Genomic DNA, 20768 nt, shown 5'->3' with positions numbered 1-20768 from the left:
TCCGCCAAGAGCAAAGGAGATTTTCCCCCTGGCGGTTTTTTGCCGAAACGCGTGAATCTACAGTGACCCCCAAGGTGAGGCGCTGATGCGGATCAAGCGGTCCGCGGCAGTCCGGCTTCATCCGACCGACCGCGGCCCCTCGGGCGCCGGGGCGGCCGAGCACACAACCGGGTGGTCCATGATCAAGCACATCGTCATGTGGAACGTGCGGGGCGCGAGCCCTGCGGAGCGGCAGGCAGCCGCCGATTTCGTCAAGAGCCGCTTCGAAGGGCTCGTCGGCCGCATTCCGGGTCTGCGCACGCTGGAGGTGGGCCTGGACACCAGCCGCGTCGACTATGCCTGCGACATGGTGCTGTACACCGAGTTCGAGAGTCAGGCCGCGCTGGATGCCTATGCGTCCCATCCCGAGCACCTGAGGGTGCGTCAGGAACTCGGCGACATGCGGGTGGCCCGCTACCAGGTCGATTACCCGGCCGTGTCTGCGATGGTCACCACGGCGCCGGTGCTGCGCCAGGAGGCCTGAGGTGTCGCTGTCGTCGAGTTTCGTCTACACCGCACAGCCGGCCCGTGTGGTCTTCGGCCGCGGTCGTCTGGTGGACCTGCCGGCCGAGGTGCAGGCCCTCGGTGCGCGCCGCGCGCTCGTGCTGTGCACCCCGGAGCAGCGCGAGATCGCCGAACGGGCCGCCGCCCTGCTGGGCGATCGCTGTGCCGGCATTCATGCCGGCGCCCGCATGCACGTGCCGATCGAGACCGCCCGCCAGGCCGCGGCCGAGGCGTCCCGTCTGCAGGCCGACTGCGCGGTGGCCATCGGTGGCGGCTCGACGATCGGCCTGGGCAAGGCGATCGCGCTGGAGTCGCCGCTGCCCATCCTGGCCGTGCCGACCACCTACGCCGGCTCCGAGATGACGCCGATCTACGGCATCACCGCCGACGGCGTGAAGCGGACCGGCCGCGAGCCCCGCGTGTTGCCCCGCACGGTGATCTACGACCCGGATCTGAGCGACGGCCTGCCGTACGCGATGTCGGTGACCAGTGGCATCAACGCCATCGCCCATGCGGCCGAGGGCCTGTACGCCCGCGACGGCAACCCGGTGATGGCGCTGATGGCCGAGCAAGGCCTCCGCAGCATGGCCGCCGGTCTGCGGGGGCTGGACCGCGCAGCGGAGGACACCGACGCCAGCCGGGCGCTCTGCCTGGAGGGCGCCTGGTTGTGCGGCACGGTGCTGGGCCATGTGGGCATGGCGCTGCACCACAAGCTCTGTCACACGCTGGGCGGCACGCTGGATCTGCCCCATGCCCAGACCCATACCGTGGTGCTGGCCCATGCGCTGGCCTACAACGCGCCGGCCGTGCCGCAGGCGATGGCCCGCATCGCCCATGCGCTGGACTGCGGTGATGCCGCTGCCGGCATCCATGCACTGGCCGGCGAGCTGGGTGCCCCGCTGAGCCTGCGCGAGCTGGGCATGCACGAAGCCGACATCGAACGGGTGCTGAGCGTGGCCTTGGCCAACCCCTACTGGAATCCGCGACCGATCGAGGCGGATGGCATCCGCCAGCTGCTGCGCGATGCCTGGGCGGGGCGACCGCCCCGCCGCGCCCAGGCCGGCGCCTGATCCCTGACATCCGAACCAAGAAGGAGACCCCGCCATGGCCCCCGTCACCCTGCGCACACCGATCGGTACCGACGCGACACTCGGCGTCGCCTGTCTGGGCATCACCCATCCGCACACCTCGGGCCGCGTGCGCGCCGTCCAGCGCCTGAGCGGCGCCCGCATGCTGGGTGCCGCCGACGACAGCCCGCTGCTGCAGCCCTTCTGTGACGCGATGGGCCTGCAGCCGCGCAGCAAGCAGGAGATCCTGGACGACCCGGACGTGCATGTCGTCTACGTGCATTCCAAGAGTTATGCCATGGCCGATCTGACGGTCGAGGCGCTGGAGGCCGGCAAGGCCGTGCTGTGCGAGAAGCCGGCGGGCCGGAACTCGACCGATGCGCGCCGCATCGTCGAGGCGGTCGAGCGCACCGGCGGCATCGTGCAGGTCGGCTACTGCTGGCGCTTCTCGCCCTCGGTCGACAAGATGCAGGAGGTGCTGCGCAGCGGCCGTCTGGGCCAGGTGCTGCAGGTGCGCGCGCATGGCGGCTGTTCGCACCACGAGGCCGACACCAGCCACATGAAGCAGCCCGGCGACATCGGCGGCGCGATGTTCGTCATCTCCTGCCACCTGTTCGACCGGGTGATCCACCACTTCGGCATGCCGCGCTCGGTGAACGCGCGCATCACCAAGTTCCCCGGCGCGATGGGCGAGACCTCGCGCGAGGATGCGGCCGGCGCGGTGCTGAACTACGACGACAAGATCGTCGTCGTCGACTTCTTCTCCTGGGATCCGCTGCCCTGGCTGGAGGCCTGGGACATCACGGCCTACGGTACCGCCGGCATGATGAGCTCGCGCCCCTCGCCGTCGAGCTACCGCCTCTACGAGAACGGCAGCATCGACGGCTACCGCGAGGGCTGGACCGACTGGGCCGAGACCGGCTTCCCGATCAACTGGGCCTCGAAGAAGACCATCTACTCGCCCGAGCTGGCCGAGATCGGCAACCCCGTCTTCTTCGACCGCGAACTCGCCCACTTCCACCGCTCGGTGCGCGAAGGCGCGCCGGTCGTCATCCCCGCCACCCAGGCGCTGAACATCAGTCTGCTGATCGAAGCGCTGTTCGCCTCGTCCCGGAACGCAGGCGCCGAGGTCATCCTGTGAGCACATCGTCCCGCCCAACCCCCGAACTGCTGGCCGCCTACTGGACCCTGGCCGGTGACGTCTACCCCGGCGCCCCGACCGAGGTCAGCCCCTACAGCCTGGAAGCGCGTGCCGCCGCCGCCGCGCGTGCCGGCTACACCGGCATGGGCCTGGTCCATGCCGACCTGATGGCCCACCGTGACCGCCTCGGCTGGTCCGGCGTGCGCCGTGTGCTGGCCGACCACGGCATCCGTCACATCGACGTCGAGTTCCTCGGCGACTGGTTCTTCGACGCCCAGGATCCGCGCCGCGTCGCCTCCGACCGGATGCGTCAGGAGCTGCTGGAATCCGCTGGCGAGCTGGGCGCGCGCAACCTGAAGGTCTCCCCCGAGCTGTTCGCCGAGGCGCCGGCCGACGTGCCGCGCCTGCGCGACGAGTTCGCCCTGCTGTGCGAGCAGGGGCGTGAGGTCGGCACCAACATCCTGATGGAGATGATGCCCTTCACCAACGTGGCCACCATCGACACCGCGATGGCCATCATCGCGGGCGCCGACCAGCCCAACGGGGGCCTGCTGCTCGATGTCTGGCACGTGGCGCGTGGCGGCATGTCCTACGACGAGATCGCCAGGATCCCGGCCCGCTTCCTGAAGGGCGTGGAACTGGATGACGCCGACCCGCAGGTGGTCGGCACGCTGTTCGAGGACACCCGCTTCAGCCGCCGCCTGTGTGGCGAGGGCTGTTTCAACGTGCCGGCCTTCATCGAGGCCGTGCAGGCCGCCGGTTGTGACGCGCCGTACTACGGCGTCGAGATCATCTCCCGCAGCTTCCGCCTGCTGCCGCTCGACGTGATGGCGCAGACCTCCTTCGACACGGCGATGCGCCAGTTCGATCGCCAGCCGGGCTGAGGCCCGCTGCGCCCCTATTTCCTTCCACAGGAGACCCCTCATGATTCGAGTTGCCGTTCTCGGTGCCGGCCGCATCGGCCAGATCCACGCCGCCAATGTGGCCGCCCATCCGCTGGCCCGCCTGATCGCCGTCGCCGACCCCATCGCGGCGGCGGCCGACCGCCTCTCGGCCCAGCTGAACTGCGAGGCCTCGACCGATGCCGAAGCCACCATCGCGCGGCCCGATGTCGATGCGGTGGTCATCGGCACGCCGTCGGACACCCATGCCCACCTGATGCTGTGTGCCGCCCGTGCCGGCAAGGCCGTGCTGTGCGAGAAGCCGGTCGACAACGACCTGGCCAAGGCCGATGCGGCCGTGGCCGAGCTCAAGGCGCTGGACGCGAAGGTGATGATGGCCTTCAACCGCCGCTTCGATCCCAGCAACATCGCGTTGCGCCAGGCCATCGACGCCGGCGACATCGGCACCGTGCGCCAGGTCATCATCTCCAGCCGCGACCCGGGCCTGCCGCCGCGCGACTACGTGGCGCACTCCGGCGGCATCTTCCGCGACATGGCGATCCACGACTTCGACATGGCGCGCTTCCTCCTGGGCGAGGAGCCGGTCGAGGTGTACGCCAAGGCCAGCCGCGTGGTCGATCCAGCCTTGATGGAGGAGTTCGACGACCACGACACCCTGATGGTCATCATGCAGACGGCCTCGGGCAAGCAGTGCCACATCAACTGCTGCCGCGAGGCCAGCTACGGCTATGACCAGCGCTTCGAGATCCTCGGATCGAAGGGCATGCTGATGAACGACAACCTGCGGCCCAGCACCGTGCGCCGCTTCACCGCCGCCGAGACCGAGGCGCGCGAGCCGCTGCTCAACTTCTTCCTGCAGCGCTACACCGACGCCTACCGCAACGAGCTCGACGCCTTCCTCAAGGCCCTGAAGTCCGGCTCACCGCTGCCCACCACGCCGTGGGATGGCCGTCAGGCGCTGCGCCTGGCCGAGGCCGCGATCGAGTCGGTCCGCACCGGTCGCGCCGTGGCGGTCTGAGCGCACGGACCGTCGGCAGGCGAGGCCTGTCGCTCCCGGTCTCCTCACATTCACTGCATCAAGCCCCGGGGGACGGCCCGGGGCCGGGGCCTGCTCGTGCCTGCGCCGTCCTGGCAGGCACCTTTCACGACATCTGGAGACAAGCATGATCAAGCGTTCCATCCCCCTGCTCGGCGCTGCGCTGTTGGCGGCCGCCGCGCCGTCGGCCATGGCCCAGGACAAGGTCTTCTTCCTGTTGCCCAATGCCACCACCATCCGCTTCGAGAGCCGTGATGCGCCGCTGTTCATCGAGGCATTGAAGAAGCGGGCCCCCCAGGCCAAGGTGACGGTGCAGAACGCCCAGGGCGATCCGACCCGCCAGCAGCGCCTGGTCGAGGACGCCATCGCCCAGGGCGCCAAGGTCATCGTCTACACCTCGGCGGACGCCAACCTGTCGGCCGGCAGCCTGGCCGCGGCGGCCGCGGCCAAGGTGCCGGTGGTGCTGTACGACCATGACGCGGTCGGCGGCAAGGCCGAAGCCTACGTGGTGTTCGACTCGCTGGCGGTCGGCAAGGCCCAGGGCCAGCGTGCGGCCGAGCTGATCGGCAGGATGGCCAAGCCGGTGGTGAAGCTGGCCCGCATCAAGGGTCAGCAGGGCGAGTACGGCACGGGCCAGTTCGAAGCCGGCCAGAACGAGTTCATCAAGCCGCTGATCGCCTCGGGCAAGGTCAAGGTGGTGTGCGAGCAATACACCGAGAACTGGGATCCGGTGAAGGCCCAGTCCTTCGCCGAGGACTGCCTGACGCGCAACAAGGGCGACGTCGATGTCTTTCTCGGCATGAACGACGGCACCACCGGGGGCGCGGTCGCCGCGCTGATCGGCCAGGGCTACAAGCCGGGCCAGAAGCTGGTCACCGGTGGCCAGGATGCCAACGTCGAGGCGCTGCGCTACATCGCCCAGGGCTGGCAGGACAACTCGGTGATGAAGGACCTCAAGATCGAGGCCACGCATGCCGCGGATGTCGTCGCGTCCATCCTGGCTGGCAAGGGCGTGCCCAGGACCCTGGTCAACGGCAAGGTGAACAACAAGTTCATGGACATCCCGACGATGTTCCTGCCGGTCGGCAACATCACCGCCGCCAACCTGGGCGACGTGGTCAAGGCCGGCGTCTGGACCTGGGCGCAGATCTGCCAGGGGGCGGAGAAGACGCCGGTGTGCCAGGCCAGCGCCAAGTAAGCCTGCGGTCCGTCCCGCGTGCCGCCTGCCAGCGGGCGGCACGCCCTTTCAGAAGAGAGTGAACATGACTGAGGTCATTGCCCGCGCACAGGAGCCGTTCGTCCCCCGCCAGGGCGTGCCGCTGATCTCGCTGCGCAACATCAAGAAGTCCTTCGGCTCGGTGCAGGCCCTGCGTGGTGCCTCGATCGATGTCCACCCGGGCGAGGTCGTGGCCCTGGTGGGCGACAACGGCGCCGGCAAGTCGACCTTCGTCAAGGTGATGTCCGGTGTGCATGCGCATGACACCGGTGATTTCGAGATCGAGGGCAAGCCGGTGCGCATCGGTGGGCCGGCCGATGCGTCGGCCCACGGCATCCAGACCGTCTACCAGGATCTGGCCCTGTGCCACAACCTGGACGCCGTGCAGAACCTGTTCCTGGGCCGCGAGCTGACCGGCCCGTCGTGGTTCGGCCGCCGCATCCGCCGCGCCGAATGCGAGGTCAGGGCCCGCGAGGTGCTGGGCCGCATGCGCATGGGCAGCATCTCGCTGACGCGTCCGGTGGGCGCGATGTCGGGCGGACAGCGGCAGAACATCGCCATCGCCCGCTCCATCCTGTGGAAGCCCAAGCTGCTGATCCTGGACGAGCCCACGGCCGCGCTCAGCCATTCCGCTGCCGAGCAGGTGGCGCGGCTGATCCGCACGCTGGCCGACGAAGGCCTGGGCATCGTCGTCGTCAGCCACGACATCCACCACTTCGTCGTCAAGTGCACCGACCGCATCGAGGTGATGCGACTGGGCGCCAATGCCGCCAGCTTCCGCTCGTGCGAGGTGACGGGCGAGCAGGTGGTCAACGCGATGGTCGGCGGCAACGAGGCCCTGAATCTGGCGGCCTGAAGACCGCCCAACGAGGAGAATGCAATGGCTCAAGCCATGAGTGGCACCATCGGTGCCGCGACGACGACCTTCGGCGGCCGCCAGAACCGCCGCACCTTCGGTGAACTGCTGGCGTCCGATCTGAGGGCCCTGCCGGTGGTCGTCGGTCTGATCGCGCTGTGGATCTTCTTCGCGATCCAGAACGAGGTCTTCCTGTCGGCGCAGAACCTGTCCAACCTGCTGGTGCAGAGCACGGTGGTGGGCATCATGGCACTCGGCCTGATGTTCGTTCTGCTGGTCAAGGAGATCGACCTGTCGGTGGCGGCCATCAACGGCGTCACCTCGGTGCTGATGGCGCGGCTGATCGTCGAGTCGGGCTTCTCGCCCTCGGCGGCCATCGCCTGCGCGCTGGTCTTCGGCGTGCTCATCGGCTGCCTGTCCGCGCGCTGGATGACCTTCGTCGGCGTGCCGTCGTTCGTCGTCACGCTGGGCCTGGGCCTGGCGCTCAACGGCGCGCAGCTGCTGCTGTTGCCGCCCACCGCGCGCTACAGCCTGATGGGCACCGGCATCGACCAGATCGCCCAGACCCGCATCGAGGGGGCCGCGGCCTGGATGTGTCTGCTGCTCGGCCTGCTGGTCTATGGTGGCTTGAGCCTGTCGGACCTGTGGCGCCGTCGCCGGGCCGGCCTGAGCGCGTCCCTGTTGTCCGGCGTGGCCCTGCCGCTCGGCGGCGCGGCCGTGCTGGGGGTGGCGGTGCTCATGGTGCTCAACGCGCACCAGGGCGTGCCGGTGATGGTGCTGGTCTTCGCGCTGATGCTGGGCCTGGGCGGCTACGTCCTCAAGGAGACGCAGTTCGGCCTGTATCTGTACGCCGTCGGCAACAACGACGAGGCTGCGCGCCGCACCGGCATTCCGGTCGGCCGCATCAAGATGACGGCCTTCGGCATCGCCGGCGGTGTGGCGGCGATCGCCGGGGTGCTGGCGGCCTCGCGCACGCTGGGCGTGGGCGTGTTCTCGGGCGGCGGCGTTGGCGGCGGCACCCTGCTGCTCGAATCGATCGCCGCGGCGGTGATCGGGGGCGTCAGCCTGTTCGGTGGCCGTGGCTCGGTGCATGCCGCGCTGCTGGGCGCACTCGTCATCGGCACCGTGCAGAACGGCCTGAACCTGATGGGCGTCGAGAACGAGATCCGCCTGATCGTCACCGGCCTGCTGCTGGTGCTGGCGGTCTCGATCGACAAGCTGATCGAGAAGGCCACCGGTCAGCAGTCGTTCTGACGGCGTCCGGCGGCGGCCGGTGAGGCCCGGCCGCCGCCCCGCCGCCCCGCCAGCCCCTCAGGTCATCGTCCACATGCACGCCAGGAAGCTCGGCGACGACGGGTCGGCCGACACCGAGCCGTGGTCCCAGGCGTGGTCGCTGACCGGGTCGGCACCGGCCTTGCCCACCCACATCGCGCCGACGTAGATGTTGGGGCCGTTGGGGGCGCTGGCGCCGTTGGTGGCGGGCTGGATCTCGCGTGCGGTGCGGAACCAGGCATCGATCAGGGTGGCGCCGCCCTTGGCATAGCGCGCCAGGCGGCCGCCTTCCTCGGTGTTGTCGAAGGTGATGCCGCCGTAGCCCATCAGCAGGTGCAGGCCGTCGAAGGCGCCGTCCCAGCGCGCCAGCACGTCGCCGCCGCCCGGGTAGAGCAGGTTGTCCTGCAGCGGGCCGCAGGCCGCGATCGTCACCCACTCCAGGTCGTTGGCACCCCACAGATCGCCCGGCTTGCCCGGGGCGCCGCCCACTTCGGTGTAGCTCAGCGAGCCGTCATCGGGGTTGGCCAGCATCCAGCCGTTCATGTCGGCATGGCCGGTGTAGAAGACGAAGTCGGCGGCGTCGACCCAGGTGTCGTCGTTGCGCCGCCAGTCGGATTCGAAGGCGTTGGCATTGCCCCAGTTGAAGTCGATGTGCCAGCCGGCGGCCGCCCATTCGTTGATGAAGCCCTGGGCATTGGCCTGGCTGCCGGCCAGCCCGCCCAGGCTGCCGATCCACGAGGTGCCGGCCTCCCATGGCCGTGATGGCGAGCGGCTGGCCGGGCTGCGGCGCGGGGCCACCGGCGCGTGCTTGCTGGTCTCGGTGGCGCGGTGGCCGGCGCGGGCGTTGCGCGGGCGGATCTCCTGGGGCTGGCCCATCTGCAGCGGCGGGCCGAAATCGGAGGCCGGCAGCAGCACCTGGCGCATCGGCATCCGGTGCTTGCCGCTGACGATGGTGCCCTGGACCACGTGGACCGGGTACAGGAAGTCCTGCCCCAGATGCGAGGGGGCCGCGTAGTAGGCGGGGCGGCTCATCAGGTCCTGGATCTCGAACTTCGGGCACTGTGCGCGCCACTGCTCGATGGCCTTCTCCGGCGGGATGGCCTGGGCCTCGAAGGCCGGCGTGGCCTGGCGGGCATTGCCCGAGAAGCCGATCAGCCGACCCTGATGACCGAAGCTGAAGCTGAAATCGCCACCGCCGCCGACCACCGGCAGGCCGTCGACCTGCAGCGGGAACACCACCTGCACGTCGAGCTGGCGCTGCTGGCGCTGGCCGGTCTTCAGATCCCGCTGCGCATGCCAGGTGCCCCCGGTCACCGGCGGGCCCCAGGCCAGCGGCTTGTCGAGCGGGGGCAGCAGGCGGTGCTTGTCGCTCAGCTTGTGCGCCAGAAGGACGGCCTCGTCGGCGCTCGGCAGATCGGCCTTGACCGACGGGCGCCACAGCTGGCTCTCGTCGGCGGCCCACACGCCACCGCTGGCGTGGAACAGCTCCACCACCCGGTGGCCATGGCGCAGGGTCAGGCCATCGGCGGTCTTGTCCAGGCGGTAGTCCTGGTTCTGGTCGAACAGGCTGCCGGCCAGCTGGCGCAGGCGTTCGTCACTGCTGTCCTGAGGCGTCAGGCGGTAGATGGTGTAGCGGTCGCGCATGATCGGCTCCTTTGAGCGTCTCGGCGTCCGCACCGCGCGGCCGCCGTGCCGGCATCGTGCGCTTCCAGGGGCGGGCGATCCATCCACCGCCCAGACGAGGGCGGCCCTCGGATTGATGAGCCGCTCAGTTCACGAGCTGGAGCGTGATCTGCCTGACGGACAAACGAAGCGACATGACGGAGGGCGTCGCCGTGTCCGACCGCAGCAGGGGCTCGTCGCAGGCCAGCAGGCCGCAGCCGGACAGCACCAGGCGCGCCAAGGCGGTCTTCAGTGACGGGTCCAGCAGCTCCACGGTCAGCGTCAGCGCCTCGCTGGCCTTCTGCGGTGCGTCCGTGACGCACTGGACGACCCAGGCCAGAGCCGCATCGCGACCCGCGCTGGCGATGTCCAGGCGCAGTTCGCCCAGGTCGACGGCTGCGGCCGACGGCGCCTGCCGTGCGTCAACGGTGGTGCCGGCCGTGGCCCCGCGCACGTTGATGCCGGGCAGTGCCACACGCTGCACATGGGCGCCGTTGAACGGCAGACTCAGGACGCGGAACTGGCCCAGCTGCGGCGCCTTCCGTGCGGGCTTGGACGAGGCGTCGGTCACCACCTCGCCAGCGGCCTTGGGGTAGGCCACGCTGCCCGGCTGCCAGCTCAGGCCGAGCGTGACGGGCTGCTTGAGGGTGGCGTCCAGCGTGGGCAGGCGCAGCGCGGTGGGCACGCCGTCGGTCCAGGCGATGCGGCGTTGCACCTTGCGCTGGGCGTCCAGCTGCAGGGCGGCACCGGCGGCGGTGCGGGGCTTGCCGCTCAGCAGGCTCTGGGCCCAGGCCAGCAGCGGGCTGTCGTCGACGAGATCGAACTCGGCGGCCATCGGCGTGATGCCGACGGCCGGGCCCGGTGACGCGCCACGGTCCGCAGCGCCGGAGGCCGCGGGCTGCACCCGATGGCCGGGCGGCTGCAGGCTGCGCAGCGCGCCGGCGTAGCGGCCGTCCAGCTCCAGAGCAGGTTGACCGAGGACGGTGGATGTGGTGGCCATGCGGTGACTCCGGGCATGAGGGGCGGACGAGCCGGCAGCATAGCGCCGCCCGTCGCGGACCGCTGGCCGCTGCCCGGCCGCCTCACCGGTCCGTCTCAGGCCGCCCGCGGCCCGGTCAGCCCGAAATGCGCCGCCAGCGTGTCCACCACATGCTCGGCCATGCCGCGCCGGGTCTCCTCGGTGGCCGAGCCGATGTGGGGTGTCAGCACCAGGCGGCGGTCCTGCCGCAGGGCCGCGGGCACCTCGGGTTCGTGCTCGAAGACATCGAGGGCGGCGCCGGCGATGCGGCCTTCGGCCAGGGCGGTGATCAGGGCCTGCTCGTCGACCACCGGGCCGCGGGCGATGTTGACCAGCAGGCCGCGCGGCCCCAGCGCGTCGAGCACGGCCGCGTCGACCAGATGATGCGTCGCGTCGCTCAACGGGCAGGTCAGGATCAGCAGGTCGCTGGCGCGGGCCAGCGACAGGATGTCGGCATGCCAGGGCAGGTCGACCGGCTTGGGGCGGGGGCCGTACCAGGCCACGCGGGCATCGAAGGCGGCCAGGCGGCGGGCGATGGCCAGGCCGATGCTGCCCAGGCCGACGATGCCCACCCGCAGCCGGCCCAACGATCGACCCAGCGGGTACTGCGGCTGGCGCGGCCACTGGCCTTCCCGCACGAAGCGGTCGGCATTGACCAGGTCGCGCGTCAGCGCCAGCGTCAGGCCGATCGCGGTGTCGGCGACGTCGGCGGCCAGCACCTGCGAGGTGTTCTCCAGCCGGATGCCACGGGCCTTGACCGCGTCCACGTCGACGTTGTCCAGGCCGGCGCTGTAGCTGGAGATGATCTCGAGCGCGGGCAGGGCCTGCAGCAGCGCCGTGTCGACGCGGGTCTTGCGCAGCGCCATGCCGCGGATGGCCGGGCCGTGCTCGGCCAGGAAGGGCGCGATGTCGGCCGGGTCCGCGGGCAGGGCCACGACGCGGAACAGCGCGCGCAGCTCGTCCAGCGCCCAGTCCGGCAGGTCGCCGGCCTGCAGCAGCGTGGGTGGGGTCATGGGGGGTCTTTCGTCAGGGGTCATTCGGGTTGGATGCCGGCGCGCTGGGCCACCTGGGCCCAGCGCTGCATCTCGCTCTGGATGAAGCCGCCGAACTGCGCCGGCGTGCCGCCGACCGGCTCGATGCCGGCCACCGCCAGCTTCTCGCGCACGTCGGATGAGGCCAGGGCCTTGTTCACCTCGGCATTGATCTTCGCCACCACCTCGCGCGGCGTGCCCGCGGGGGCCAACAGGCCACCCCAGGTGCTGGTGTCATAGCCCTTGATGCCGGCCTCGGCCATCGTCGGCACCTCGGGCAGGGCGCTGGAGCGGCGGGTGGTGGTCACGGCCAGCGCGTTGAGCTTGCCGCCCTTGACCTGCGGGGCCACGGCCGCCACGGTGTCGAACATCAGCAGCGTGCGGCCGGCGATCAGGTCCGGATGGGCGGCGGTACTGCCCTTGTAGGGCACATGGGTCATGTCGACACCGACCACGCTGCTGAACAGCTCGGCCGACATGTGCGGCGCGCCGCCGTTGCCGCTGGACGCATAACTGGCCTGGCCGCCCTTGGCCTTCACCAGCGTGACCAGCTCGGGCACGGTCTTGACCGGCAGTTCGCGGTTGACGACCAGCACCAGCGGCACCATGTGGGTCTGCACCACCGGCTCGAAGGACTTGACGGTGTCGAAGGGCAGCTTGCGGTACATGCTGGGATTGATCGCATGGCTGCTGGCCACCAGCGCCAGCGTGTGGCCGTCCGGTGCGGCCTTGGCCACGGTGTCCGAGCCCAGCATGCCGGCAGCGCCGGCCTTGTTCTCGATGGCCACGGGCTGGCCCCAGGCCGCGGCCAGCTTCGCGCCGATCAGACGCGCGGTGATGTCGATCGCGCCGCCCGGCGTGGCCGGCACCACGATCGTGATCGGCCGCGACGGAAAGCCCTGGGCCTGGGCGGCCGTGGGCAGCGCCAGCAGGGTCGGCAGCAGGGGGGCGGCCAGCAGGGCCAGCAGCGGGCGGCGGGTGATCGGTCGGCGCATGGTCTGTCTCCTCGTCATGGAGGTTGGAATGCGGGCCACCGGGTGCGTGGCCCTGCAGGAATCGGTCGTGGCGGGAGCCGGGTCGGGCGGTGCGTGGGTCCGCTCGCCTGGCGCCCTCAGTCGGCCGTGATGTGTCGGTCCTGGATGATCCGGGCGTAGCGCTTGCGGTCGGCCTCGATCAGGCGGGCGAAGGCCGTGGGTGTGCCGGCGGCCGGCTGCGCGCCCAGATCGGCGAAGCGTCGGTGCACCTCGTCCTGGGCCATCACGGCCCGCACGTCGGCGGCGATGCGCTCGGTCAGCTCGGGCGGCGTGCCGGCCGGTGCCAGCAGGCCGATCCACGAGATGCTGTTGAAGCCGGGGATCGCCGCCTCGGCCAGCGTGGGCACGTCGGGCAGGGCCGGCACGCGCTGGGCGCTGGTGACGGCCAGGGCCCTCAGTTTGCCGGTCTTCAGGTGGGCATTGGCCTCGAAGGCGGTCATGAACGACAGCTGCACATGGCCGGCGATCAGATCGGCGATGGCCGGCCCGCCGCCGCGGTAGGGCACGTGGACGATGAAGCTGCCGGTGGCGTCCTTGAACATCTCGGCGGCCAGGTGCGGGCCGCCGCCGGCGCCCGAGCTGCTGTAGCTCATCTGGCCCGGCCTGGCCTTGGCCAGCGCGATGAACTCCTTGACGCTGCGGGCCGGCACGCCGGGGTGGACCATCATCGCCAGCGGCAGCTCGGCCACCAGCGAGACCGGCGCGAAGGCCTTGTCCGGGTCGTAGGGCATGCGGCGGTAGAGCGCCGGGTTGATGGCCTGCGTGCCGACGTTGCCCATCAGCAAGGTATGGCCGTCCGGCCGCGCCTTGGCCACGCTGTCGGCGCCGATCTGGCCGGCGGCGCCGCTCTTGTTGTCGACCAGCACCGTCTGGCCCCAGCGGCGCGACAGCTGCTCGGCCAGGATGCGCGCACCGGTGTCGGTGCCGCCACCGGGCGCGAAGGGCACGACGATCGTGACCGGGCGGGTCGGCCAGGCGGCGGTCTGGGCGGCGGCCGGGCCGGCAACGAGGCCGCAGGCCGCGGCGGCCAGTGCGGCCCGCGTGAGGGTGAAGAGGATCGATCGGCGCATCGTGTCTCCTGCAGTCCGTCGCACCCGTGGCCGGCGCTCGGCCCGGGCATCTGCGGCGCAGTGTAGAAATCCGATCGATCAGGGTCCAACGCTATATTTGGATCGATCAATACATGAACTGGATCGATGATGGACCTGTTCCAGCTGCGCTGCTTCGTCGCCGTCTGCGAGGAGCTGCACTTCGGCCGTGCCGCGGCGCGCCTGCACATGACCCAGCCGCCGCTCAGCCGGCAGATCCAGCTGCTGGAGTCGGCGGTGGGGGTGCGCCTGCTGGACCGCACCAGCCGCAGCGTGGCGATGACGGCCGCCGGTGCCGCGCTGCTGGAGGATGCGCGGCGCCTGCTGCAGCAGGCCACGGCCGCGATCGAGCAGGCCCGGCTGACGGCCAGCGGCGAGGCCGGTCGCGTGTGCCTGGGCTACACGGCCGTCTGCAGCTACGTGATGGTGCCGCAGCTGCTGCTGCAGGCGCGCCAGGCGCTGCCGGGGGTGGAGATCGTGCTGGAGGAGATGGTCTCGTCGCAGCAGCTGCGTGGGCTGGCCGCGGGCACGCTGGACCTGGCCCTGGTGCGCCCGCTGGCCACCGAGATCGCGCTCGACTACCGCCGCGTGCTGCGCGAGCCGATGCAGCTGGCCGTGCCGGCCATGCATCCGCTGGCCACGCAGGCCCGCATCACGCTGGCCGATCTGGCCGGCCAGCCGCTGGTGATGTACGCCCGACGTGAGGGGCAGTACTTCCACGACCGCATCCTGGAGCTGTTCGCCGCCACCGGCGTGCAGCCGCGCTGGATCCACCCGATGGGGCAGACGCATGCCATCGTGGCCCTGGTGCAGGCCGGCATCGGGCTGGCCATCGTGCCGGCCTCGGCGCGCCATCTGCGCTTCGACCAGGTCGTCTACCGCGATCTGTGGCGCGACGACGTGGTGGCCGAGATCCACCTGGCCTGGCGGCGCGAGGAGCGCAATCCGGCCTCGCGCCGTCTGCGCGAGGTGATCCTGCAGGCGCTGGCCGGTGGCGATCCGGCACCGGCCGAGGGTGCCGACCCGGCGGCCGCGGCCGCCCCCCGCAGACGGCCTGGCGCCGCCGCCGCTCAGACCCGGAAGCGCCGCACCTGACCGGCCAGTTCAGCGGCCTGGGCGCGCAGCGACTGCACGGCCGCCGTCGTCTGCTCGACCAGCGCCGCATTGCCCTGGGCCATGCCGTCGACCTCGGACAGGCCGGCCGTCAGCTGGCCGATGCTGCGGGTCTGGTCGCGCGCCGCCACCGAGATCTGCGAGACCAGCGCGCTGACGCTGCCGACCGAGCCGACGATCTGCGCCATGCGCTGGCCGGCATCGCCGGCCACCTCGGTGCCGGCCTCGATCGCGTCGTTGGACTGCAGGATCAGGCCGCGGATCTCGCGGGCGGCCTCGCCGCTGCGCTGGGCCAGGGCCCGCACCTCGCCGGCCACGACCGCGAAGCCGCGGCCGTTCTCACCGGCCCGGGCCGCCTCGACCGCCGCGTTCAGCGCCAGGATGTTGGTCTGGAAGGCGATGCCGTCGATGGTGCCGATGATGTCGCGGATGCGGGCGGCGCGGTCGCGGATGCCGTCCATCGAGCTCACCATGCGCTGCACGGCCTGACCGCCATCGCCGGCGGTGCGCGCGGTATCGCCGGCCAGCTGGTCGGCCGATTCCGCCGATGTCGTGGTGTCGCCCAGCGCCCGTGACAGCTCGGTCAGCTCATGGCTGGTGCGCTGCAGATGGGCGGCGATGCGCTCGGCCCGGTCGCCCAGATCCCGGCCACCGGCGTCGATCTCGGCCGAGGCCTGGTCGATCGTCACCGCCGAGGTGCTGACCTGGCGCACCAGCGTGGCCAGGGTCAGGCGCATGGCCTCCAGCTGGCGCGTCATGCCGGCCAGCTCGTCGTTGCCGACCGCATCGATGGACTGCGTCAGATCACCGCGCGCCATCGCCTCGCCGAGTGCGGCCGCCCGCGCTGCGGCGCGGCTGATCGAGCGGGCGATCGCCACGTACAGCCAGGTGCCGAAGCCCACGCCACCGACCAGCAGCACGGCCAGCCAGCGCAGCACCTCGGCCTGGATCGCGTCGGCCTCGGCCAGGCCTTCGCGTGCCTGGCGATCCAGCGTGTCGCGGGCCTGGCGCAGGGCGGCATGGCCGCTGGTGCCCGGTTGCGACAGGGTGTCGTCGATCGCGGCGATGGCCACGCGTTCATGCGCGGCCATGCGCTGGGCGTCGTCACGGATGCGGCCCATGCCGTAGACGCCGAGCGCCACCAGCGTGCTCGCGATCACGACCAGGATGGCGAAGCCGCCGAGCATGCGGGGCATCAGGCGGAAGCGGCAGAGGAAGCGGTCCAACATCGGTGTGGCGGAGGTGGGGCGGATGGGCGGCACGGCAGGGCGGACGGCCGGGCGGACAGGCCGTCGACCCGCGGGCGGACGGCGGCGGGCAGACGGCGGAGGGCCGGTGAGCAGACGGGCCGGATCAGGGGCCCGGCCGCTCAGGGCCGGTATTCGAGCCCGATGTGGACGATGGTCGGATCCAGCCGCACCTTCGCCTCGGCCGGCAGGCCGCCGAGCGCGGTGAGCTGGCCGCGGGCCGTCGTCTTCAGCCGCACCGTGCGCGCATCGGCGAACAGCGCCCAGCGCGCATCGAGCGCCCAGCTGGCGCCCAGCTGCAGCACGCTGCCCCAGGCATGGTCGACCGTCAGGCCGGACAGGTCGCCGTCCTCGGTGCGGGTGATCCGGGTGTGGTTGATGCCGGCGCCCACATAGGGCTGCAGGGCGCCCCAGCGTCCGGGCGACCAGGTGGCCGTCAGCACCAGCGGTGCGTACTGCACGCGGCCGAGGGTGCCGCTCAGCGGCGGCACCATGGCCTGCAGCGAGCCGGCGGTGCGCAGCGTGCTTTCGGGCAGCGGCAGGCCGATGGCCAGGCGGGCCGTCCAGGCCTCGTCCAGGCGGCGGCCCAGCTCCAGGCCGAGGGGATCGCTGCCGCTGGCCGCCACCGCGGCGCCCGGCACGTCATTGCCCGCGACGCTCAGCCGGGTCTCGGTGTGCAGCGTCACCCGGGCGGGGCCGGTGCGCAGTGTCCAGGGGCTGGTCTGGGCCGTGGCGGGCAGGGCGATGGCCAGCAGCAGGCTGGCGGCGCAGGTCAGGGGCAGGGCAGGGCGCATCACGGGCGGGCTCTCGATCGGTGCGGAGGGCCCGGGCACCGCAGCGGCGTCCGGGGCGTCGTCCTGCCCGGTTTCGGGCCGGGGGCCGGCGGTCTTGAGCCGTCTCCCCCGATGCGCGGCCGCGATCCGCGACTTCTGTCGCGGCCCGCCCGCGCCCCGTGCCGCCTGCGCTCAGAAGGTCCAGCCGGCGTTCACGCCGAAGGTGCGCGGATCGGTGATCTGCGCGCGGCCGAAGGGCAGGACCTGGGTGGTCTGCGCATCGTTCTCCAGGTTGCGCACCCAGGCCGAGACGCTCCAGCGCCCGTCGTCCGGCGCCCAGCCCAGGCGCAGATCCGTCTTGTGGAAGGCGCCCTGGCGGCCGTTGAGGTTGCCGCCCGGCATCGCGTCGTTCAGCGAGACGGTGTAGCCATCGGAGAACTTCGTCGTGAAGCCGGCCGTGAGCAGGCCACCGGCCAGCGGCCACTGCTGCTCGGCGCCGAGCGTCAGCGTCCAGCGCGGCGTGCCGACCACCCGTGCGCCGTTCATCGACTGCAGCGCGCCGAGCGCGAAATCGCCGTAGCGGGCCTCGGTCACGGTGGCGGCGGCCTTGAGCTCGGGGCCGTCCTCCAGCCGCCAGCGGGCCTCGACATCGGCGCCGCTGATCTGCCCCTCGCCCGCATTGACCACGTACTGCATGAAGGCGGCCGTGGTGTCCCCGCTGATCGGCGAGGGCGCGGCCGAGTCCGCATACATGACCTGGTAGTTGCGGTAACGGTAGTGGAAGAGCTCGCCGTTGACCTGCAGCCGGTTGTCCAGGAAGCGGTTCTTGCTGCCCAGCTCGAAGGCCGTCAGCCGTTCGGGCTCGAAGGCCTGCGGGGGCACGGCGATGCCGAAGCCACCGGCCTTGTAGCCGGTGGCCACCTGGGCATAGACCATGTTGCGCGGGCCCAGGTCATGTTCCAGACCGAGCTTGCCGGTGGTGGCGCTGTAGGCGTTGGCCGTCGACAGCAGGCCGCTGTCGTAGGCGCTGCCGGTCCACACGCTGGTGCTGCGCACGCCGTAGGTGGTGGTCTTCTCGTCGCGGGTGTGGCGCAGTCCGGTGGTCAGGCGCCAGGCCTCGGCCAGCGGCCAGGTGGCCTGGCCGAACAGCGCCTTGGAGGTGGTCGGCACGCGGGTGCCGTAGCTCTCCCAGGTCGGTGTCGGGTAGGACGGTGGCACGCCGCTCTGGCGGTTGTCGGCATCGAACAGGTAGGCGCCGACCACCCATTGCAGCCGGGCGCGGGCCGGTGCGGCCAGCCTCACTTCCAGCGTTTTCTGCGTCTCCTCCCAGATGCTTTCGGGCAGCGGCAGCGTGGTGCCGGGCACGGCGGTGCCGGCCACCAGATCGGTCTGCGTCAGGCGGCGGCTGCGGGTGATCGCCGGCTGCACCGTCAGCTGGCCGAAACCCAGGTTGACATCGGCCTGCAGCGAACTGGTCAGAAAGCGCGTGTGCTGCACGTCGGCCGGATGCAGCGGATCGACCTCCCAGGGGTCCGCGTAGTCGGTGCGCCAGTTGAAGAAGGGCGGCCCGCCGCTGAAGGCACGCGGCACCGAGGTGACGCCGCGGCCCTGGCTGTCGAAGGCATCGACGGTGGCCAGCAAGGTGACGTCGGCATTCGGCTGGACCCGCAGCTTGACGCGCCCGGCCGTCAGATCGGAGGCCCGGCCGCCGTTGCTGAAGTAGCCGTCGCGCTGCTCGCGCATGCCGGCCACGCGCAGCGAGACGGTGTCACTGACCGGCAGGTTGACGAAGCCGTCGACGTGGCGCAGGCCGAAGTTGCCCAGCTGCAGGTTCAGCCCGGCCTCCTGCGTGGGGCCGGGGTTGTTGGTGATCACGTTGACGCTGCCACCGGTCGCGTTGCGGCCGTAGAGCGTGCCCTGCGGCCCGCGCAGCACCTCGACGCGCTGCACGTCGTAGAGGCTGGCGAACACCCGTTCGGCGCGGCCGCTGTAGACGCCGTCCAGGTTCAGCGAGACGGCCGGATCGACGTAGTTGCTGTCGCCCTGCGAGCCGACGCCGCGCACGAAGACCTGGCCGCCCTGCGGCGTGGCCATCACGTTGACCGCCGGGGTGTCGGACAGCGTCGATTCCAGCGTGGTCTGGCCCTTGGCGCGCAGCTCGGCGCCGCTGGTGCTGGTGATCGAGATCGCCGTCTTCTGCACGTTCGTCGTGCGGCGCTCGGCCGTCACGACGACGTCCTGCAGCGCGCCGCGGGCCGGTGGGGTGGTGGCGGTCGGTGCGTCGGCGGCGGGCGGCGCGGCACGGCCCGCGGCGTCCTCGGCCTGGACCGGCGCCTGGACCTGGGCCTGGACTTGAACGGACAGGCCCAGGCAGGCGATGGCGGCCAGCACGGCCCGGGCGACCGGGCGGAGGGTGGGGGTGAGGGCGGGGGGGGACATGGTGCGCACTCCTCGGGTCAGGCGGGTGCGGCTCACTGGTCGCAGTTGCAGTTGTTGAAGGTCTCGCCCCAGGTCCTGTAGGGCCGCGGCAGGTGCGGGTAGACGATGCCGGGGCGCTGCGGGCTGTAGGCCGGATAGCTGTACTTCGGCTGGCTGAAGCCCGGCGGCAGCGCGCCGTTCATGCGCTCGCCGGCCTCGACCTGTGCGCCGCCGGCCAGGCCCTTCCAGGCCAGATCACCGAGCTTCTTCTGGATGTCGGCCACCATCTCGGCGGGCAGGCCGGGCACGAAGTCATAGGCCATCTGCAGGTGCCAGATCTTCCAGACCCCGTCCTCCTTGACGAAGTCGCCGCCGTACTTCTCCCAGAACATCACCGGCGTCAGCTTGACCTTGCCGTCGACGATGTTCGGCATGATGCCCATGCCGGGCGAGTACCAGGCGCCCTGCGCCGTCTGGCCATCGTCGGCGATCTCGATCAGCGGCGTGGTGCTGGTGTGCATCACCCATTCGGCCCCGGCGCCGAAGAACGCCGGCGTGTCCTGGACGGACGGATCGATCGCCGCCAGCGCCTTGCGCGCGGCCTCGGCGTCCTTGCGGCTGCCCTGGCCGTAGGCCGCGCGCACCGTCTCGATGCCGTTCATCACCCAGCCCGGGCTGGCGAAGGCCGCCGTCTTCGCGAACTTTCCGCTGCGCGAGACCCAGTGGCCGTCGATCTCCTCCAGATTGAGCCCGGCCGCGTGCATGTACTCGTGCCGGCTCATCAGGTTCTGCACCGCCCAGGTGGCGGCCGCACGCTCACCATCGGTGATACGGATCGCCGGCGCGCCGCCGCCACCCGCTGTGGCGCCACCGGCCTTGGCCTGCGCCGCCATGATCGGCGCCATCTTCCTGTCGAAGGCCTTCAGCTCGGCCAGCGTCAGCTGCCCGTCGCCATTGGTGTCGATGCCGTCCGGCGCCTCGGTGCGCTGCATCGCCGCCACGCTCACGCAGCCCGCCGCATCCTTCAGCATGTCGTAGGCCGAAGCCGGCGCACCGGCCTTGCGCCATTCGGCCTGCGTGATGCAGCCGTCGTGGTTGCGGTCGACCTCACGGAAGAAGGGCCGCGGGTCCATCGTCGCCGCCTGCGCGCCGAAGGCCAGCAGCAGCGTCGACATCAGGGTGCCGGCGGCCAGAGCGTGGGTGCTGGTGTGGATGCGGGCGCGCGGCGACAGCGCCATCGAAGTGAGGGTACGGGTCATCGGCGGTCTCCTTCAGGTGTTCGTCCTGCCGCACCGCCTGCCCCTGCAGACCGATGCGACCTGACGATCAGCTTAGAGAGCACCCCGAGCCC

Annotated in this window: 18 protein-coding genes; 9 read left to right on the top strand and 9 right to left on the bottom strand. The window is 71.3% G+C overall.

Features of this window, described 5'->3' with window-relative positions:
• Positions 1 to 178 precede the first annotated feature (178 nt).
• From AACH11_RS21650 to AACH11_RS21615, 8 genes are all read left to right on the top strand, one after another.
• Positions 179 to 523: a Dabb family protein gene (locus AACH11_RS21650; protein ID WP_341376357.1), complete on the top strand. Its 345-nt coding sequence runs from the start codon at positions 179 to 181 to the stop codon at positions 521 to 523.
• A 1-nt stretch (position 524) separates the two neighbouring features.
• A complete protein-coding gene (locus AACH11_RS21645) occupies positions 525 to 1613 on the top strand; it encodes a maleylacetate reductase (protein WP_341376356.1) in 1089 nt (362 codons plus the stop codon).
• Positions 1614 to 1647: 34 nt separating this feature from the next.
• Positions 1648 to 2751 (top strand): Gfo/Idh/MocA family protein, encoded by a 1104-nt coding sequence (locus AACH11_RS21640; RefSeq protein WP_341376355.1) that lies wholly within the window; start codon positions 1648 to 1650, stop codon positions 2749 to 2751.
• On the top strand, positions 2748 to 3635 hold the full coding sequence (locus AACH11_RS21635) for a sugar phosphate isomerase/epimerase family protein (RefSeq protein WP_341376354.1): 888 nt from the start codon (positions 2748 to 2750) through the stop codon (positions 3633 to 3635). The genes AACH11_RS21640 and AACH11_RS21635 overlap by 4 nt, the downstream gene beginning before the upstream one ends.
• 40 nt (positions 3636 to 3675) lie before the next feature.
• On the top strand, positions 3676 to 4671 hold the full coding sequence (gene iolG / locus AACH11_RS21630; RefSeq protein ID WP_341376353.1) for an inositol 2-dehydrogenase: 996 nt from the start codon (positions 3676 to 3678) through the stop codon (positions 4669 to 4671).
• Positions 4672 to 4816: 145 nt separating this feature from the next.
• On the top strand, positions 4817 to 5887 hold the full coding sequence (locus AACH11_RS21625; RefSeq protein ID WP_341376352.1) for an ABC transporter substrate-binding protein: 1071 nt from the start codon (positions 4817 to 4819) through the stop codon (positions 5885 to 5887).
• 64 nt (positions 5888 to 5951) lie between these two features.
• Positions 5952 to 6761, top strand: a complete 810-nt coding sequence (locus tag AACH11_RS21620; RefSeq protein WP_341376351.1) for an ATP-binding cassette domain-containing protein — start codon at positions 5952 to 5954, stop codon at positions 6759 to 6761.
• A 24-nt stretch (positions 6762 to 6785) separates the two neighbouring features.
• Entirely contained in the window at positions 6786 to 8015 is a 1230-nt protein-coding gene (locus AACH11_RS21615) for a sugar ABC transporter permease (protein ID WP_341376350.1), read from the top strand.
• Between the two features lie 57 nt (positions 8016 to 8072).
• On the opposite strand, the gene AACH11_RS21610 is transcribed toward AACH11_RS21615, so the two are convergent.
• The 5 genes from AACH11_RS21610 to AACH11_RS21590 form a co-directional block, all read right to left on the bottom strand.
• Complete coding sequence (locus tag AACH11_RS21610) at positions 8073 to 9677, bottom strand: DUF6345 domain-containing protein (protein WP_341376349.1); 1605 nt, start codon at positions 9675 to 9677, stop codon at positions 8073 to 8075.
• Positions 9678 to 9801: 124 nt separating this feature from the next.
• Positions 9802 to 10695: a hypothetical protein gene (locus tag AACH11_RS21605; protein ID WP_341376348.1), complete on the bottom strand. Its 894-nt coding sequence runs from the start codon at positions 10693 to 10695 to the stop codon at positions 9802 to 9804.
• A gap of 95 nt (positions 10696 to 10790) precedes the next feature.
• On the bottom strand, positions 10791 to 11726 hold the full coding sequence (locus tag AACH11_RS21600) for a 2-hydroxyacid dehydrogenase (RefSeq protein WP_341376347.1): 936 nt from the start codon (positions 11724 to 11726) through the stop codon (positions 10791 to 10793).
• A gap of 20 nt (positions 11727 to 11746) precedes the next feature.
• On the bottom strand, positions 11747 to 12739 hold the full coding sequence (locus AACH11_RS21595) for a tripartite tricarboxylate transporter substrate binding protein (protein WP_341376346.1): 993 nt from the start codon (positions 12737 to 12739) through the stop codon (positions 11747 to 11749).
• A 116-nt stretch (positions 12740 to 12855) separates the two neighbouring features.
• Complete coding sequence (locus tag AACH11_RS21590) at positions 12856 to 13848, bottom strand: tripartite tricarboxylate transporter substrate binding protein (protein WP_341376345.1); 993 nt, start codon at positions 13846 to 13848, stop codon at positions 12856 to 12858.
• A gap of 126 nt (positions 13849 to 13974) precedes the next feature.
• Between AACH11_RS21590 and AACH11_RS21585 the strand changes: the two genes are divergently transcribed.
• Positions 13975 to 14961: a LysR family transcriptional regulator gene (locus AACH11_RS21585; RefSeq protein ID WP_341376344.1), complete on the top strand. Its 987-nt coding sequence runs from the start codon at positions 13975 to 13977 to the stop codon at positions 14959 to 14961.
• Here the strand turns inward: AACH11_RS21585 and AACH11_RS21580 are convergent.
• From AACH11_RS21580 to AACH11_RS21565, 4 genes are all read right to left on the bottom strand, one after another.
• Entirely contained in the window at positions 14937 to 16208 is a 1272-nt protein-coding gene (locus AACH11_RS21580; RefSeq protein ID WP_341376343.1) for a methyl-accepting chemotaxis protein, read from the bottom strand. The two genes, AACH11_RS21585 and AACH11_RS21580, sit on opposite strands and share 25 nt — an antisense overlap.
• A 140-nt stretch (positions 16209 to 16348) precedes the next feature.
• Entirely contained in the window at positions 16349 to 17020 is a 672-nt protein-coding gene (locus AACH11_RS21575) for an OmpW/AlkL family protein (RefSeq protein WP_341376391.1), read from the bottom strand.
• Between the two features lie 171 nt (positions 17021 to 17191).
• Complete coding sequence (locus tag AACH11_RS21570; RefSeq protein WP_341376342.1) at positions 17192 to 19438, bottom strand: TonB-dependent receptor; 2247 nt, start codon at positions 19436 to 19438, stop codon at positions 17192 to 17194.
• A 32-nt stretch (positions 19439 to 19470) separates the two neighbouring features.
• Positions 19471 to 20676, bottom strand: coding sequence for a nuclear transport factor 2 family protein (locus AACH11_RS21565; RefSeq protein ID WP_341376341.1), 1206 nt, complete (start codon positions 20674 to 20676; stop codon positions 19471 to 19473).
• Positions 20677 to 20768: the final 92 nt, after the last annotated feature.

Source organism: Pseudaquabacterium rugosum (assembly GCF_038066575.1).
Lineage (GTDB): Bacteria > Pseudomonadota > Gammaproteobacteria > Burkholderiales > Burkholderiaceae_C > Pseudaquabacterium > Pseudaquabacterium rugosum.
Note: the sequence above shows the minus strand (reverse complement) of the source record. Positions and strands in the feature narration are given on the sequence as shown.